This window comes from Umezawaea sp. Da 62-37, assembly GCF_032460545.1.
Lineage (GTDB): Bacteria > Actinomycetota > Actinomycetes > Mycobacteriales > Pseudonocardiaceae > Umezawaea.
Genome location: NZ_CP135965.1, coordinates 9,031,972 through 9,048,123 on the forward strand (window position 1 = coordinate 9,031,972; position 16,152 = coordinate 9,048,123).

11 protein-coding genes and 1 tRNA gene are annotated in these 16,152 nt (G+C 71.8%); 8 read left to right on the forward strand and 4 right to left on the reverse strand.

Going from position 1 to position 16,152, the window contains the following annotated elements:
• Positions 1-7: 7 nt before the first annotated feature.
• The 5 genes from RM788_RS41055 (at position 8) to RM788_RS41075 (ending at position 4,487) form a co-directional block, all read left to right on the forward strand.
• Positions 8-1,228 (forward strand): cytochrome P450, encoded by a 1,221-nt coding sequence (locus RM788_RS41055; protein WP_315925422.1) that lies wholly within the window; start codon positions 8-10, stop codon positions 1,226-1,228.
• Positions 1,229-1,346: 118 nt separating this feature from the next.
• Positions 1,347-1,565, forward strand: a complete 219-nt coding sequence (locus RM788_RS41060; protein WP_315925424.1) for an MbtH family protein — start codon at positions 1,347-1,349, stop codon at positions 1,563-1,565.
• A 32-nt stretch (positions 1,566-1,597) separates the two neighbouring features.
• Positions 1,598-2,539: an ATP-binding cassette domain-containing protein gene (locus tag RM788_RS41065; protein ID WP_315925427.1), complete on the forward strand. Its 942-nt coding sequence runs from the start codon at positions 1,598-1,600 to the stop codon at positions 2,537-2,539.
• Between the two features lie 158 nt (positions 2,540-2,697).
• Positions 2,698-3,975 carry a cation:proton antiporter gene (locus RM788_RS41070; protein ID WP_315925429.1) on the forward strand — a complete coding sequence of 426 codons (1,278 nt, stop codon included), beginning with the start codon at positions 2,698-2,700 and terminating at the stop codon, positions 3,973-3,975.
• The gene (locus RM788_RS41075) at positions 3,972-4,487 is read left to right on the forward strand and encodes a flavin reductase family protein (RefSeq protein WP_315925431.1); all 516 of its coding nucleotides are present in this window, start codon (positions 3,972-3,974) and stop codon (positions 4,485-4,487) included. The genes RM788_RS41070 and RM788_RS41075 overlap by 4 nt, the downstream gene beginning before the upstream one ends.
• Before the next feature lie 43 nt (positions 4,488-4,530).
• Here the strand turns inward: RM788_RS41075 and RM788_RS41080 are convergent, their stop codons facing one another.
• The 3 genes from RM788_RS41080 to RM788_RS41090 all read right to left on the reverse strand — a co-directional run bounded on the left by RM788_RS41080 (position 4,531) and on the right by RM788_RS41090 (position 6,986).
• On the reverse strand, positions 4,531-5,499 hold the full coding sequence (locus tag RM788_RS41080) for a zinc-binding alcohol dehydrogenase family protein (RefSeq protein ID WP_315934888.1): 969 nt from the start codon (positions 5,497-5,499) through the stop codon (positions 4,531-4,533).
• Positions 5,499-5,948, reverse strand: coding sequence for a MarR family winged helix-turn-helix transcriptional regulator (locus RM788_RS41085; protein ID WP_315925433.1), 450 nt, complete (start codon positions 5,946-5,948; stop codon positions 5,499-5,501). Before RM788_RS41085 ends, RM788_RS41080 begins: the two co-directional genes overlap by 1 nt.
• A 399-nt stretch (positions 5,949-6,347) precedes the next feature.
• Positions 6,348-6,986 (reverse strand): GTP pyrophosphokinase, encoded by a 639-nt coding sequence (locus tag RM788_RS41090; protein ID WP_315925435.1) that lies wholly within the window; start codon positions 6,984-6,986, stop codon positions 6,348-6,350.
• A gap of 524 nt (positions 6,987-7,510) precedes the next feature.
• Here RM788_RS41090 and RM788_RS41095 point away from each other — a divergent pair.
• On the forward strand, positions 7,511-7,783 hold the full coding sequence (locus tag RM788_RS41095) for a hypothetical protein (RefSeq protein WP_315925437.1): 273 nt from the start codon (positions 7,511-7,513) through the stop codon (positions 7,781-7,783).
• Positions 7,784-7,912: 129 nt separating this feature from the next.
• Here RM788_RS41095 and RM788_RS41100 read toward each other — a convergent pair.
• A tRNA-Ser gene (locus RM788_RS41100) sits at positions 7,913-7,998 on the reverse strand.
• 998 nt (positions 7,999-8,996) lie between these two features.
• On the opposite strand from RM788_RS41100, the gene RM788_RS41105 reads away from it, so the two are divergent.
• Positions 8,997-10,517 (forward strand): acyltransferase domain-containing protein, encoded by a 1,521-nt coding sequence (locus RM788_RS41105; RefSeq protein ID WP_315925439.1) that lies wholly within the window; start codon positions 8,997-8,999, stop codon positions 10,515-10,517.
• Between the two features lie 4 nt (positions 10,518-10,521).
• Positions 10,522-16,149 (forward strand): SDR family oxidoreductase, encoded by a 5,628-nt coding sequence (locus RM788_RS41110; RefSeq protein ID WP_315925441.1) that lies wholly within the window; start codon positions 10,522-10,524, stop codon positions 16,147-16,149.
• Positions 16,150-16,152: the final 3 nt, after the last annotated feature.

The following is a 16,152-nucleotide window of genomic DNA, read 5'->3' on the forward strand; positions in this document are numbered from 1 at the left end:
GGAAGAGATGACCACTGACCCCCGAGCCGTCGTCGACGCGACGACGCTCGACCTCGCCGACCCGCGCACCTACATCGACGTGGACCCGGTGTGGCTGTGGCGCGAACTGCGCGCGCAGAGCCCGGTGCACTGGAACGAGCCCAAGGACGGCGTGCCCGGCTTCTGGGCCGTCACCAGGTACGCCGACGTCGTGTCGGTGTACAAGGACACCAAGAACTTCACCTCGGAACGCGGCAACGTGCTCTCCACGCTGCTCCAGGGCCACGACTCGGCGGCGGGCAAGATGCTCGCGGTCACCGACGGCGCCCACCACCGGGCCGTGCGCAACCTGATGCTGAAGTCGTTCTCGCCGCGCCTGCTCGACCACGTGGCCGAACTGGTCCGGCAGCGCACCCGCGACCTGTTCGCGAGCGTGGTCGGCTGGGGCGGTTTCGACTTCGCCTCCGACGTCGCGGACAACATCCCGATCAACACCATCGGCGACCTGATGGACGTCCCCCAGGCCGACCGGCAGCAGCTGGTGGAGTGGAACAACAAGACCCTCGCCCGGCACAGCTCCGCCGACGGCGAGATGGAGGAGTGGCTGGCCCGCAACGAGATCCTGATGTACTTCGGGACCCTCGCGGAACAGCGCCGCCGCAACCCCGGCGACGACGTGGTGTCCGCGCTCGCCACCGGTCTGGTCGAGGGCAAGCCGCTGCCCGACGACGAGATCGTCTTCAACTGCTACAGCCTCATCCTCGGCGCCGACGAGTCCAGCAGGATGTCCTCCATCGGCGCGATCCGGGCGCTGGCGGAGAACCCCGACCAGTGGCGGGCGCTCAAGAACGGCGACGTGAGCATCGAGAGCGCCACCGAGGAGGTGCTGCGCTGGACCACCCCGGCGATGCACTTCGGCCGCCGGGCGGTCGCCGACGTGGAGGTCGGCGGCAGCGCCATCCGCAACGGCGACGTCGTCACGCTCTGGAACAGCTCGGCGAACTTCGACGAGGACGTGTTCCCCGGCGCGGAGCGGTTCGACCTGGCCCGCACCCCGAATAAGCACCTCGCGTTCGGGTTCGGCCCGCACTTCTGCCTGGGGGCGTTCCTCGGCCGTGCGCACGTCGGGGCGGTGCTCCAGTGCCTCCGGGACACCGTGTCGGAGATCCGGCTCACCGGTGAGCCCACGCGGCTCTACTCGAACTTCGTCTACGGCTACAGCGGTCTGCCCGTTGAGCTGGTCGGGTAGCGCACGAGCTCTGACCCGCCCGAGCGCGGGTCAGGAAACCGTCAGTGCCCGGTCAGCGCCCCCGGACAGCATTGGCCGCGGGGCACCGGGGAAGTTACGAGCCAACGGGAGTGCCGAAGTGACGAACCCCTTTGACGACCAGAACGGGTCGTTCCTAGTGCTGGTCAACGACGAAGGCCAGTACTGCGTGTGGCCCTCGTTCGCCGAGGTGCCCCCCGGCTGGACCGTGGCGCTCGGCGAGGGCAGCAGAGAGGCAGCCCTGTCCTACGTGGAGGAGAACTGGACGGACATGCGTCCCAGGAGCCTCCGCGAGCAGTCCGCCACCCGCGCGGGCTGACCCGGTTCGGTTTGAGTAGGCGAGGAGTGCACGTGGACGTCGCGATCCAGGTCGAAGGCCTGACGAAGCGGTACAAGGAGCACCAGGCCCTCGGCGGCATCGACCTCATGGTCCGCCAGGGCTCGGTGCTGGGGCTGCTCGGCCCGAACGGCGCGGGGAAGACGACCGCTGTGCGCGTCCTCGCGACGCTGTTGGAACCGGACGGCGGGCGCGCGCTGGTCGCGGGCTACGACGTGGTGAAGCAGCCGATCGAGGTGCGCAGGCGGATCGGTCTCGCCGGTCAGTACGCCGCCGTCGACGAGCTGCTCACCGGCCGCGAGAACCTGGTGCTGCTGGGCACGCTGCTACACCTGGGCCGAGCGGGTGCCCGCCGTCGGGCGGTGGAACTGCTGGAGCGCTTCGACCTGACCGCCGCCGCCGACCGGCCGGTCGAGACCTACTCCGGCGGCATGCGGCGCAGGCTCGACCTGGCCAGCTGCCTGATCGCCGACCCCGCCGTGCTGTTCCTGGACGAGCCGACCACCGGACTCGACCCGGCCAGCAGGCAGTCGCTGTGGAACACCGTGCGCGGCCTGGTGTCCGACGGCGTCACCGTGCTCCTCACCACGCAGTACCTGGAGGAGGCCGACTACCTCGCCGACCAGATCGTGGTGATCAACTCCGGCAAGGTCATCGCCGACGGCACGCCCGACGAGCTCAAGCGCAAGGTCGGCCACGAATGGCTCGAGGTCGTCGTGGCGCTGCCCAACACGGTCGAGGCGGCGGTGCGCGTGCTCGCGCCGATCGCCGTCGACCACCCCACTTCCGACCAGGCCAAGGGCGTCATCGCGCTGCAGCTGCGCGACGGCATGGACGGGATCGCCGCCGCCGCGGTGGCGCTCAAGGACGCGGGCATCGACGTGGCGGACTTCGCCATGCGGCGCCCGACGCTCGACGACGTCTTCTTCAACTTGGTGGGCCATCCCGCCGAGTGAACTGTCACCATGAGTAGCAGTCGACACACGGGGAGTGTGACCATGTTCAACCACCCGAGGACGACCACCCGCCGGATCGAGAACTTCTCCGGGAGCCGGGCGCTGTCGATGGTCCGGCAACCAGCGCTCCCCCGCGGTGGTTCGCGGGTGCGTGCCTGATGGGCGCGCAGCTGGCGGTCGGAGCGCATGTGGTCGCGGTGCTGGTGGTCGTGCTGGCCGCGGCTCTGCTGGGAAGGCTGGCGGCGCGCGCCGCGCGCCAGCCCGAGGTGATCGGCGAGATCCTCGCGGGCATCCTGATCGTGCCCGTCGTGGCCGCCGTCGCGGGGCACGGGGCGCTGGCGGCGCTGCTGCCGCCCGCCGTGCTCGGCGTGCTGAAGTACATCGGCAAGATCGGCCTGGTGCTGTTCCTCGTGGGCGTGGCCCACGAGCTGCGGCGGGGCAGCGGGGGACTGGGTTCCCGCTCCGTCGGCTGGGTGACGATCGGCTCCTTCTTCCCCGCACTCGTGGCGGGGTTCGCGTTCGCGGGCTGGGTGGTCTGGTCGGGCGGCGACGAGCTGCGCGGCACCGCGCCGGTCCTGTCCCTGGTCCTGATGATCGCCGTCGCGCTGAGCGTGACCGCCGTCCCGGTGCTCGCCCGGATCCTCGAGGACCGCGACATGATGGCGGGCCGCAACGGCAAGCTCTCGATGGCCGCGGCCGTGTTCACCGACTCGACCGCCTGGCTGCTGCTCGTCGTCGCCATGGGCACGGCGTCCGGTGGCTGGAGCGGCGTCCTCCGCTCGTTCGCCGTGCTGCTGGCCGGCGTCGCCATCGCCCTGCTCGGCCGGGTCCTGTTGCGCGGCAACACCTCCAGCGCACTGGCCGCGCGGGTCCCGAAGCTGCTGTCGGTGGGGGTCGCGGTCGTCGCGCTCGTGCTGGCGATCCAGATGGAGCACTGGGGTCTCACCGCGGTGTTCGGCGCGTTCGTGGTCGGCCTCGCCATGCCGAACGGCGAGGGCGCCGAGCGCTGGGAAGCCGTCACCCGGCCGGTCGCCTCGCTGGGCAGGCTGTTCGTCCCGGTCTTCTTCGTCGTGGCGGGCATGGGGCTGTTCGCGACCCCGTCCTCCGCGATGCCGTGGCTCGCGGTCGGGCTCGCCACCGCGCTGGCGATCGTCGGCAAGGTCGGCGGCGGCTACCTCGGCGCCCGGCTCGGCGGCGAGACCCGCCGCGACGCGGTCACCATCGGCGTGCTGATGAACACCCGCGGCCTGACCGAGATCGTGGTGCTGCAAGCGGGTTACAGCGCGGGCCTGCTCTCGGCGGGCCTGTTCCTGGCCCTCGTGGTCATGGCCCTGGTGACCACGGCCCTCACCGGACCACTGCTGTCGCTCATCGACCTGCGCGCCCGCCGCACGGCGTCGTCGCCGGTACTCGAACTGCAAGGTGGTAGGCAATGACGCAATCACCGACCCAATCGCTGAGCGACCTGCCGGTCGCGGGCTTCCGTTCGCTGATGGCCCGGTTCCCCACCGGTGTCGCCGTCATCACGAGCACGGGCGACGACGGCTCACCCCGCGGCATGACCGTCTCGTCGGTCTGCAGCGTGACGCTGAACCCGCCGACGTTGCTGGTGTGCCTGCGCATGGGCAGCCCGACCCTCGAAGCGGTCCTGGACCGCGGTCTGTTCACGGTGAACTTCCTGCACGGCCGCGCGCAGGCGGTCGCGGAGCTGTTCGCCTCGGGCGCCCCCGACCGGTTCGACCTGATCCCGTGGGAGATGCCGCCCGCGGCGGCGGGCCCGCACCTGCACGAGGACGCGCACTCGACGGCGGACTGCCGCGTCAGCCGCACCGAGCAGGTCGGCGACCACGTCGTGGTGTTCGGCGAGGTCTTCGCCGTCGCGGAGCGCCACGAGCACGGTCCGCTCGTCTACGGCCTGCGCGAGTACCACTCCTGGCCCGGCCGCTGACGGCGCGCGGTGCGGGGGCGCCCTCGGCCCCCGCACCGCCCGCTCAGGTCGTGACGACCAGCTTCCCCTTGGTGAGACCCGATTCCATGGCGGCGTGCGCCTCGACGATCTGGTCGAACCGGTACACCCGGTCGATCGGCACGACGACCTCGCCCGCCGCCACCGAGTCGAGGAACCCCTGGAGCACCTCCGGCGCCAGGTCCGCCGCGTCGCCGCCGTACCCGCTGAGCCGGACACCGCGCGGCAGGTAGCCGATCGGGTAGAAGTCCGGCACGATCCACTCGTTGGACAGCATCCCCGCCACGCACACGACGCCGTGCACGCGCGTCGCGGCCAACGTGTCCGGCAGCGTCGGCGTGCCGACCAGCTCCAGCGCGGCGTGCACGCCCTCGGGCAGGATCGCCCGCACCCGAGCGGCCACCGCGCCGTCGTCGACGAGGACGTGGTCCACGCCCAAGTCCTCGAGCGCCGAGGTCTTGGCCTCGTTGCGGGTGGTCGAGAACACGGTCATGCCGCGCTGCTTGGCCAGCACCGCCGTGGCCATGCCGACCGACGACGTGCCGCCCCGGATCAGGATCGACTGCCCCGGCCGCGCGTCGAGCCCGATGGTGAGAGCGCCGTTGGCGGTCTGCAACATCTCCGGCACCGCGCCCAGCACGCTCCAGTCCAGATCGCTGGTGAACGGGATGACCTGCGTCGCGGGCACGCAGGTGTACTCGGCGTAGCCGCCGTCGAACGTCCGCCCCATGCCGCCCATCATCGCCACGACCTTCGCACCCTCGGCGAACTCACCGCCGGGACACGCGGCCACCACACCCGTCGCCTCGATCCCCAGCACACGCGGGAACGTGACCCCCTCGGCCAGCCCGATCCGGGTGTGCAACTCGGACCGGTTGAGCCCGAACGCCTTCACCCCGATCAACACCCACCCCGGCTCGGGAACGGGGATCGGCAGCTCGCGGATGACGAGCGACTCGACGGGACCGGGCGCGTCCAGGACGACCGCCCGCATCATTCCTGCCATCGCACAAGCCCTTCGCCGTTGCCCGCCGCCCGGAGCTCCACGAGCGCACCCGCGAAGTCCCGCAACGCGCGGGCTGAGAGAACCGAACCGAGGCGGACGTCCAGCTCGGCCTCGAACACCCCGGTGGCGTCCGCGAGCAGCCGTTCGCCCGCCGGGGTCAGCACGATCACCGACGACCGCCGATCATCGGGATTGGCCCGCCGCTCGCAGTGGCCGAGCGCCTCGATCCGATCGACGGCCTTGCTGGTGCCGCCGACCGTGATCGACAACTCCCGCGCGATGTCGTGCACCCGACACGGCACAACCCGCTCGACCACCCGCATCACGTCGAAATTGCCCATCGGCAGCCCGACCTCAGCGCGCAACCGCGCGTCAACGGCGTTCCACAGCTCGGTCTCGAACCGGACCAGATCGTTGAACAGGAGCTTGAGGTCCACCGTGCTCCCCGCAGTAGGTAACTCGGAAGTAGATTCCCAGGAATCATACTACCGGGAATCCACTTCCAATCGAGCAGGTGACCACAAGCACCACGACGGCAGCGGCGACGGCGACGGCGACGGCGACGAGCGCGCCCGTACCCCGTTCGGCCGACTTGACTTGGGGTTTTCGGCCCTGCACTTTCGACGGCGGGCAGGAGCACCACCACCTGCCCCTTTAGACCGCCAAGGGCCGAAAAAGGGGCCCCAAGTCAAGTCGGCCGAACGGGGTACGGCGGGCACCGATACCCGGTTTCGAGGGATCAGGTCACCCGGCGCCAACGAACCACCGCTACCCGGCGACGAACCACGACGACCGCCTCACCCGGCGTCAAGCCACCAAGACCCCCACCCCAGGGCTCACCCCTCCTTGTGCACCCGCTGGTGCAACGCCTCCATACGGCGATCCAACTGCGCCGCGATGAGCGCCGTGCTGGTCAACTCGTCCAGGAAATCCGACGGCGCCTGATCGTCGAACTTGTAGAACAGCTTGTGCTCCAGGGTCGCCCAGAAATCCATGGCGATCGTCCGCACCTGCACCTCGACCTTCACGTGCTCCACCCGGTCGGACAGGAACACCGGGATCCGCACGATCAAGTGAAGGCTGCGGTAGCCGTTGGGCTTCGGCTCGGCGATGTAGTCCTTCGACCGGAGGATCTCCACGTCGTGCTGGCGGCGCAGCATGGCCTCGACGCGGTAGACGTCGGAGACGAACGGGCACACCACGCGGACGCCCGCGACGTCGTGCAGGTGCTCGGCGATGAGCGCCGGTTCGGGCGACAGGCCCTTGCGCGCGAGCTTCTCGATGATCGCCTCGGGTCGCTTGACCCGGTTGGTGATGTGCTCGATCGGGTCGTGCTGGTGGACGAAGTCGAATTCCTCGCTCAGAATGCGCAGCTTCGTCATCAGCTCGTCGATCGCGAACTTGTACACCAGCAGGTGCTGCGCGAGCTCCACCGGAACGGGCGTGACCACCCTCGCCCGTAGACCGTTGTCCATGTTCCGAGGATACCGGCGCTCCCGGTCCGGACCGCTGAGCGACCCGTGCGCCGCGGTCCGGGGAACGGTGCCCGTCCGGACCGGCTCCGGGGCCCGCGGCGACCCGTCCGCCACCGATCGCCCGAAGTCCTGTCCCCGCACGACTTCGGGGGGTCGACCGGGTGTCCCGGTCGCTGTAGCGTCCCGCGTTCGGATCCGCCGATGAACGGACGAGGGGGAGTTCGCCATGCGGAGGCTCAGCGCCGAGGAACTCGACAGGCTGGTCAGGTCGAACCGCAGGCTCAAGATCGCCTTGATCGCGACGGTGTGCCTCGCCGTCATCGATGTGGTGCTCCTGGTGGTGAGCGACGTCGACTTCGTGATCCGCGGCGGGGTCGGGCTGGGCGTGCTCGCGGGCCTGCTGATGGTCATCCCGAACCAGCGGGTCGTCCGCGGCCTCGGCCTGACGACGGAGGAGGCTCGCGTGATCCTCCAGGACGAGGCGGAGCGGCGGAGCGGCGGAGCGGCGGAGCGGGATCGCGGCGATGTCCGCGTCCGCCCGCGCCGACCGGGAAGCCCTGCGGGGCAAGGTCATGCTCGTCGTCGGCCTCGTGCTGATGGCCGTCCTCGTGGTGTCGGCGTGGTACTTCTTCGGCAAGGCGGGGGAGACGGCCGAGGAGGGCGCGCCCATGGACCCGTGGTTCGTGGCCAGCTTCGTCGGCGGGTTCCTGGCGCTGGTCGTCGGCATTCCGGCCCTGATGCGCTCAGCCCAGTACCGCAGGTCCGCGGCGGAGTGGCGGGGCGGGGACGGCGAGTAGCCCCGCCATCCGCTCCTGGCCGCACCGCCGGGTTCGTGAACACGACCGGCTCCACGCGCCGTCCGTCCGACCTCTTCTCCTGCTCCGATCCCGGCGCCGCGCGTCATCACGCGCGGCGCCGGGTTCCGGAGGAGGGTGCGGGATTCGAACCCGCGTTCGGATGTACCGATTCCGCCTTAGCAAGGCGGTGCCTTGAGCCGCTCGGCCAACCCTCCGGAAAAGAGGTCGACAAATCAGCGGAATGCCTTCCGCTGGTCCTACGGAAAAGAGCCGCTCGATTCGCACTGGGCGATCGGCGGCTCCGCTGGCGGACGGTCAGGCCGTCAGCAGGCGGAACCTTCGCTGGTCAGGGCCGTGCTTGCGCGACGGCTGAGGTGTTGGCACTCGACCACCAACGGACGGCGGCCGGGGTATGAGTTTTCGATGAGGAGACCCGTACCCCATCCGTGCGCATCCGACATCATGTGGTCCTCCAGGAAGCTGTTGACATCACTATCCCGTGCTATTCGCGGGGGTGTCAATTGTTTTGAGCGGATTCGTGGCCCGTTCGCGCCGTTCGGGGTCTGCGGAGGTGCGCCGCGACCGGCGGGCGGGGCGTTCCCCCGTTCGGGCACCCCTGGCGCGAGGGCGGGGGAGCCCGAACGATCCAGCGCGTCGGCCACCGGCGAGTTGGCTCGCAGGTCGAGCCCCTTGAAGGGGAGCGGTCCGCGCAGGCAGACATCGGATGAGATGGCGGCCGACAGTCGGGAGCTGCGCTCACGGTGCGTGATCGGAAGGGCGGTCCGGTCGTGTCCCCACTCGGGGAAGCGGTCACGAATGGTGAGGTTCACATTCGCGGCGATCGACCTGCGGTCGCGCGCCCGGTGCCCTCCGCCGCGCATCGCGCTTGCTCCGAAGGGTCCAGCGGGCTTGTTCCGCCGGGGTGATCCGCGTCCCAATCGCACTCACCGTGCGGCCCCGATTTCGTAGAGTGCGAATCTTCTTATTCGTAACCCTGTTATAGGCCTAAGCAGGCATTACCACCCCGACCACGGACGTCCTCGACACCTAGGGGTTCATTGATATATAGCATTTGCCTTAGGGGCAGGCCAGGGGGCTTGAGATTGGAAGTGGCGCTGCTACCATTTCGGCGCCGGCCCCGGTTCGGCTTTCACGCACATTAGGCAAAGAGCCCGGCCGTCCGGGTGGTGCTCGACCCGAAGGGCAGACGACGATGACTGAAGGAAAAGTGGTCCTGCTCTTCCCAGGGCAGGGCGCTTTCGATGGTGAACCGCTCCGCGCGGCGCACCGGGAACATCCCGAGGTCGCGCGCGTCTTCGCCTCGATCGACCGGGTCGCCGAGGAGTTCTTCGGCCGCTCCCTGTCACCGGTCCTGTTCGGCCCGCGCCCGATCGACATCGCCGACCTGCTCCGCGACGACCCCTGGGTGTCCCAGCTCGCCATCTACGGCAGCGACCTCGCCGCGCACGAGGTGCTGGCCGCGCAGGGCCTGCGGCCGGACGTCCTGGTGGGGCACAGCCTCGGCGAGATCGCCGCGCTGGTGGCCGCGGGCGCCTACTCGGTGGAGGACGGGGCCCGCGTCGTCGCCCACCGCGTGCTGGCCGTCCAGTCCACCTCGCCCGACGGCTACCTGGCCGCGCTCACCACGTCGCGCACGCGCGCGCAACTCCTCGTCGAACTCGTCGGCGACCCGCTGGTCGCGGTCGCCGCGGAGAACGACGACCGCCAGGTCGTGATCAGCGGCGCCTCCGCCGGGATGGACACCGTGCAGGTCGTCGCCCTCCACCTCGGCATCGCCTCGGTGCGGCTGCACTCGCCGTTCCCGTTCCACTCGCCGGTCCTGCGGCCCGCCGTCGGGGAGTTCGCCGACCGGGTCCGCGGACTGCCCCGGCAGCGCATGGACGTGCGGGTCTACTCCCCGATCCTGCGCCGCTACTACGACGAGGCCGACGTGCTGCCCGACCTGCTGGCCGCGCACCTTGTGCAGCCGGTGGCGTTCGCCGACGCCCTGCGCCGCGTGCACGCCGACGGCGGCCGGGTCTTCGTGGAGTGCGGCGCGCTGACCGCGCTGACGAAGCTCGTCGGGTCCGTCGTCCCGCACGGCACCACTGTGCTGGCCACGTTCGCGCGCGGCGCGGGTGGCGGCCTGGCGCTCACCACGACGCTGGCGGACCTGCGGGCGGGCGGCTTGCTGAAGGGCGAGTCCGTGCGCAGGCTCGCCGAGACCCTGGCGCCCGGTGTCGACCCCGAGGTGTTCGCCCGGTTCTGGGCGCGCAACCGCGCCGAGATCGCCGCGCTGATCGCCGACCGCGTGGACGCCTTCACCGCCGACGGGCCCGCCCCGGCACCGGTCGCCGCGCAGGCCCCGCCGCCCATGCGGCTGGTCGCGCTGCCCGCCGAACCGCCGGAACCCCAGGTGGTGAAACTGGCCGCCGTGCCGACCGCGGCGGTCGACCGGGAGAACCTGCTGGCGGAGGTCCGGTCGGTTTACGCGACGGCGCTGGAATACCCGGAAGAGGTGTTCACCGACGACGTCCTGCTCGAAGCCGAGCTGGGCGTGGACTCCGTGAAGCAAATCGAGTTGATGACCAGGGTCGCCACTCGGTACGGCATTTCCGAGCAGGCGCAAGGAGTCCGGCTCGCCGACTACGACACGATGGGCAAGGTGGTCGACTTCGTGCACGCCGCCATCGCGGAAGGGCACCTCGATTACCCCGTCGCCGCCACCAAGTAGCGGGATGAGCGCGATGCGGGGGCTCACCGGGAAACTGGCCTTGGTGACGGGCGGCGCGCACGGGGTCGGCAAGGCCATCGCCACCGAACTCGCCGCTCGCGGCGCGCACGTCCTGATCAACTACTTCCACTCGCACGACGCCGCGAAGGCGACGAAGGCCGAACTGGAGGCCACCGGCGCCCGCGTCGACCTGTTCCGCGCGTCGATCGCCCGCTCGGACCAGACCACCGCGCTGTTCGAGGAGATCACCCGGCGCTACGGCCGCCTCGACGTCCTGGTGAACAACGCCGCCGACGGCGCGCTCGTCCCGGTCGACGAGGTGACCGACGAGCTGCTGGACCGGGCGCTGGACACCAACCTCAAGGGCGCGCTGCGGTGCTCCCGGCTGGCCGCGCCGCTCATGGCCGGGCGCGACGGCTCGATCGTCACGGTGTCCGCGCTCGGCGGGTCCCAGCTGGTGATGGCGAACTACCTCGCGTGCGCCCCGGCGAAGGCCGCGGCCGAGGCGGCCATGCGCTACCTCGCCGTCGAGTTCGCCCCGCTGGGGATCAGGGTCAACACCGCGTCGGCCGCGATGCTCGTCAGCGAGGTCGCCGACCGGTTCCCCGACGCCGCGGCGATGCGGCGGGTCGTCGAGGAGTCCACGCCGTTCGGCAGGCTCGGCACCCCGGCGGAGTTCGCCCGCGTGGTCGCGTTCCTCGCCTCCGACGACGCCGCGTGGATCACCGGCCAGGTCATCCTCGCCGACGGCGGGCTCAGCCTGGGCGCCGCGACCCTGTCCCCGCCCAGGGCGGTCCCGGCCGTCGAGGAGCCCGAGGACGACGACGACACCATCGCCGTGGTCGGCATGGGCATGGTCGTCGCGGGCGCGAACGGCCCGGAGGAGTTCTGGCGGCTGCGGCTCGACGGCGCGGAGCTGTTCGAGCCCGCGCCGGAGGACCGCTGGGACCGGGCGAACTTCCACTCGGCCGACCACGCCGACGAGGACAAGGGCTACCAGGACAACGGGGCCTTCATCACCGACTTCGTCCCCGCCGGCGCGGACGACGCCGACGGCGAGCTGACCACCCGGTGGCTGCGGCACTCGCTGGAGCAGGCGCTCGACGGCGTGACGACCCGGCGGGGTGACCGCTTCTCCTTCCACGTCGGCTACACCGCGGACGGCAGCCAGCACCTGGAGGAGGCGGGTGTGCTCGCCGCCGTCACCGGGCTGTCCACCGAGGTGCTCGACGGCCTGCCGCTCACCGACGCCGACCGCGCCGGGGTCCGCGACGGCGTGGCGAAGACCCTGCGCTCGCGCTACTGGCGCGGTGCGGACGACCCGTCGCGGTTCCTGCCGCACCGGGTCGGCGCGCTCGCCATGGAGGGGCTGCTGCCCGCGGGCACCGAGGTGTCCATGGTGGACACCGCGTGCTCGTCCTCGTTGTACGCCATCGACATCGGGATCAAGGGCCTGCTGGCGGGCAGGCGCGACGTCGCCGTCTGCGGCGGCGCGTTCGCCCTCGCCCCGCGCGGCACCGTGCTGTTCGCGAAGCTCCAGGGGCTGTCCGAGCGGGGCGACGTCCGGTCGCTCGACGCCGACGCGGACGGCGTGCTCTTCGCCGACGGCGCGGCGGTCGTGGTGCTGAAGAAGCTCAGCCGCGCCAAGGCCGACGGCGACCGCGTCCTGGCCGTGGTCGACGCGCTCGGTTCGTCCTCGGACGGCAGGGGCAAGGCCGTCTACGCGCCCAACGCGGACGGGCAGGACCTCGCGGTGCGCCGGGCGCTCGCGGGCCGCGAACGCGGCGGCGAGGACGTCGACTGGGTCATCGCGCACGCCACCGGCACGCCCGCGGGCGACCTGGCCGAGTTCACCACGCTGCGCCGCCACTTCGGCACGGCGGGACCGACCGCGGTCACGTCGAACAAGTCGCTGATCGGCCACACCGGCTGGGCCGCCGGGGTGGTGTCGGTGATCGAGGCCGTGCTGGGGCTGGAGAACGGGACGATCCCGCCGCAGCACCGGTTCACCGCGCCGCCGGAGGACTTCCGGATGGACACCACCGGGCTGGAGGTGCCCACCGGCGCCAAACCGTGGCCGCGCAGGGGGAACCGGCCGCGCACGGCCGCCGTCTCCGGCTTCGGGTTCGGCGGCACGAACGCCCACGTGCTGCTGCGCGACCACGTTCCCGGCGCCCCGCCGCGCACCGCGGACCGCGCCGACCGCAAGGTCGTGGTGGTCGGCTGGTCCGGCCACGTCCCCGGACTGTCCACTCCGGACGAACTGGCCCGCTGGCTGCACGGCGGCCCGGCACCGGAGGACGGCTTCGGCGAGACCTACCCGGCTCCGCCGTTCACCGAGGTCCGCCTGCCCGCCTCCACGGTCCGCACGATCGACCGCTGCCAGCTCATGGCGCTGCGCTGCGCGCGCGACCTGCGCGACCGGCTCGGCGACCTGTGGACCTCCGGGGCCGAGCGCGCGGGCGTGGTCGTGGGCAACCTCGGCCCGACCAGGTCGGCCATGCTCTACGCGACCCGCTGCTACCTCGACGACATGGCGGTCGCGCTGGCCGAGCACCCCGCCGTCGCCGCGGTGCCGGAGTTCACCGCGGCGCTGGCCGCACGGGTCCGCGAACTGGTGCCACCGTCCAACGAGGACTCCTTCCCCGGCATGATGCCGAACGTCATCTCGGCCAGGGTGGCCAACTACTTCGACCTCAACGGCCCCAACATCACCCTGGACTCCGGCCTGTCCTCGGCGCTGACCGCGTTCGACGTGGCGCAGCGCTACCTGGCCGCGGGGGAGATGGACTACGCGCTCGTCGGCGGCTTCAACGGCAACTCGCTGCCCGAGTACCGGGCGCTGCTCGGCGACCTGGTGCCCGTCAACGTTCCGCTGGCCGAGGGCGCGTTCCTGTTCGCCCTCACCACCGAGGAGAACGCGGCCGCCCACGGGCTCCCCGTCCTGGCGACGCTGGACTCGCGGGGGCCCGAACGCCGCCGCGCGCTCGACTGCGGCCCGGCCTCGCCGGAGTTCGCCCGCTACGCGGGGGCCTCGGGCGCGCTGGCGGTGGCGAAGGCCCTGACCGGTCCGGCGGGGCCGGTCAGCGTGGTCTGCGACGGCGTGCGGGTCGACCTGACCGTGGCCGCGAAGGCCGCCGCCGACCTGCCGCGCCGGTACGTCGAGCCGGGGACGCCCGCCGAGGTCAGCCGGTTCGTGCCCCGGCTGCGGGAGAGCGCCGCGCGCGACGTCCGCCCGGAGCTGCCGTTCTTCCCGCCGGGGACGGTCGTGGTGACCGACCACCCCGAGCTGCTGGACCGGGTGGCCGTGCCCGACGACACCGTCGTGCTGTCGACCCGGCCGCTGGACCGGCCGCGCGCCAGGTGGCACGAGCTGACCGAACGCACGCCGCTCGCGGTCCGCGCCGCCCTCGCCGGCTCCACCGCGCGGCACCTGCGCGTGGTCGCGGACTTCGGCGCCGTGCCCACGTCCGCCGCGGTGCACGCGGGCGACGACAGGCTGATGGCGCTGCACGAGGCCGCGTTCCTGGTGGTGCAGGAGCGGTACGCGCTGCTGGCCGAGGGCGGCTCGTTCATCTCGCTGCTGCTCGGCGCCCGGCCGGACGGCCGCGACCACCCGTGCCACGGCCTGTTCTCCGCGCTGGTCAAGTGCAGCTACCACGAACTGCCGGAATGCCTGGTGTTCGGGCTCTTCACCGCGGACGACGACTTGGCCACCGCCGTCCGCCGCACCGAGCGCGAGAGCGCGTCCGAGCGGCTCTACCCGGTGGTCGTGCTCGATCCGGACGGGGCGGGCGGGACGGTCCGCAAGACGCTGGAGCTGGTGCCGGAGCCGGTCGAGGTGGCCGATCCGACGGCGGCCAGGCTGTCGGAGGACTCCGTCGTGCTGGCGACCGGCGGCGCCCGCGGCATCACCGCCGAGGTGGTGAAGGAGCTGGCCCGCGCGTTCCGCCCGACGCTGTACCTGCTGGGCAGCAACCCGCTGGACCGCTACGACCCCGAGGTGTTCGAGGGCACCGACGAGGAGTTCGCGGCCGGGCGGCGGGACTTCATCCGCACCGGGCTGGCCGCCCGCCGCGGCGCGCTGGTCGCCGGGCTCAACCGGGAGTTCGACCGGATGGTCGACGCCCGCGCCGCGCACCGCAACATCGCCGAGGTGGTCGGGCACTGCGGCGCGGACCGGGTCACCTACCTCACGTGCGACGTGACCGACCGCGACTCGGTGGAGGCGGCGGTCGCGAAGGTGCTCGCCGAGCACGACCGGATCGACCTCGTCGTCAACGCCGCTGGCCGCAACAGGTCCGCGCTGATCCCGGACAAGGACTTCGCCGAGTTCCGGGCCATCCGCGACCTCAAGGTGGACGGCTACCGCAACCTCAAGAGCGCGCTGCGCGACCACCCGCCCGCGATGTGGTGCAACTTCGGCTCGCTGCTCGGCCACTTCGGACTGGCGGGCGAGCTGGACTACGGCTCCGGCAACGACTTCCTGGCCTCCGCCGCCGACCACGCCGCCACCCTGTCCGGCACCGACGAGTTCACCGTCGGCTGGACGCTGTGGGACGGCGTGGGCATCGGCGCGGACGTGCTGGCCCGGTCGTACTTCAAGCGCGGCGGCCTCTACACGCACATGGCCATCACCGAGGGCGTCCAGCACTTCGTGCGAGAACTGCACGCCCGCAACCGGCACCCGTTCGTCCTGCACATGGGCGACGCGGAGCTGGAACTGGGCCGCAGGCTCTACCCCGGCTACCTGGAGTCCGGCGACACCGCGCCGCCGTCGGTGTTCGCGCGCGAGTTCGACCCCGCGGCGGTGCCCGACGTCGAGCACCACCTGGTGCGCGGCACGCCGACCGTGCCCGCCAGCTGGGTCACGGAACTGGCCGCGGGCGCCGCCGCGCGGCTCGTGCCGGACCAGCAGGTGATCGGCTTCGACGACCTGAGGTTCGAGCACTTCGTCCAGGCCACCCCCGCCGGTCCGAAGCGGATCACCGCGCGGCTGCTGGAGCGAGGCGACGAGGTGACCTCCGTGCAGGTGCGGATCACCGTGGACGTCGTGTCGCCCGGCGGTGTCCGGCTCGTCGAGGACCGCGTGCTCAGCAGCGTCGTGGTGCGGTTCGCCCGCGAGTTCCCGCGCGCCCCGCACTGGGAGGCGTGGTCGGCCGACGACGAGGTCGCGCTGCCCGACCCGTACCACCAGGAGTCCTCGCCGGTGCGGCTGACGGGCCCGTTCGTGGCGACCACCGACACCCGCTGGAACCCGCAGGGCAAGCGCGCCCGGTTCGCGCCCGCCGAGCTGCGCCGGTCGTCGTCCACCGTGCCCGCCGTGCTGCTCGACGCCATGGTGCGCACCGAGGTGCTGGCGCTGGTGGACGGCCGCCTGCCGGTGGCCGTGCCGGTGTCGATCCGGCGCATCGACCTCTACCAGCGGGGCAACGACCACGACCTGGTGCGGCTGCACGGCGACCTGGAGCTCTACGCCACGCCCGCCGAGTCCACGATCGGCCGAGCCGCGCCCGGCAACAGGTTCGTCGCCACCACGGCCGACGGCCGCGTCGTCGCCCAGATCCACGACGTCGAGGCGACCGCGCTCGGCCACGTCGACCCGCTGACCGCCGCGACGACGCGGGCGTGACCG

Bases quoted from the DNA above. Each gene is read 5' to 3' on its own strand.
- RM788_RS41105 (WP_315925439.1), top strand. From the start codon at position 8,997: ATGACTGAAGGAAAAGTGGTCCTGCTCTTCCCAGGGCAGGGCGCTTTC.
- RM788_RS41110 (WP_315925441.1), top strand. From the start codon at position 10,522: ATGAGCGCGATGCGGGGGCTCACCGGGAAACTGGCCTTGGTGACGGGC.
- RM788_RS41080 (WP_315934888.1), bottom strand. From the start codon at position 5,499: ATGCGGGCGGTCGTCCTGGACGCGCCCGGTCCCGTCGAGTCGCTCGTC.
- RM788_RS41095 (WP_315925437.1), top strand. From the start codon at position 7,511: ATGTCCGCGTCCGCCCGCGCCGACCGGGAAGCCCTGCGGGGCAAGGTC.
- RM788_RS41075 (WP_315925431.1), top strand. From the start codon at position 3,972: ATGACGCAATCACCGACCCAATCGCTGAGCGACCTGCCGGTCGCGGGC.
- RM788_RS41090 (WP_315925435.1), bottom strand. From the start codon at position 6,986: ATGGACAACGGTCTACGGGCGAGGGTGGTCACGCCCGTTCCGGTGGAG.
- RM788_RS41055 (WP_315925422.1), top strand. From the start codon at position 8: ATGACCACTGACCCCCGAGCCGTCGTCGACGCGACGACGCTCGACCTC.
- RM788_RS41070 (WP_315925429.1), top strand. From the start codon at position 2,698: ATGGGCGCGCAGCTGGCGGTCGGAGCGCATGTGGTCGCGGTGCTGGTG.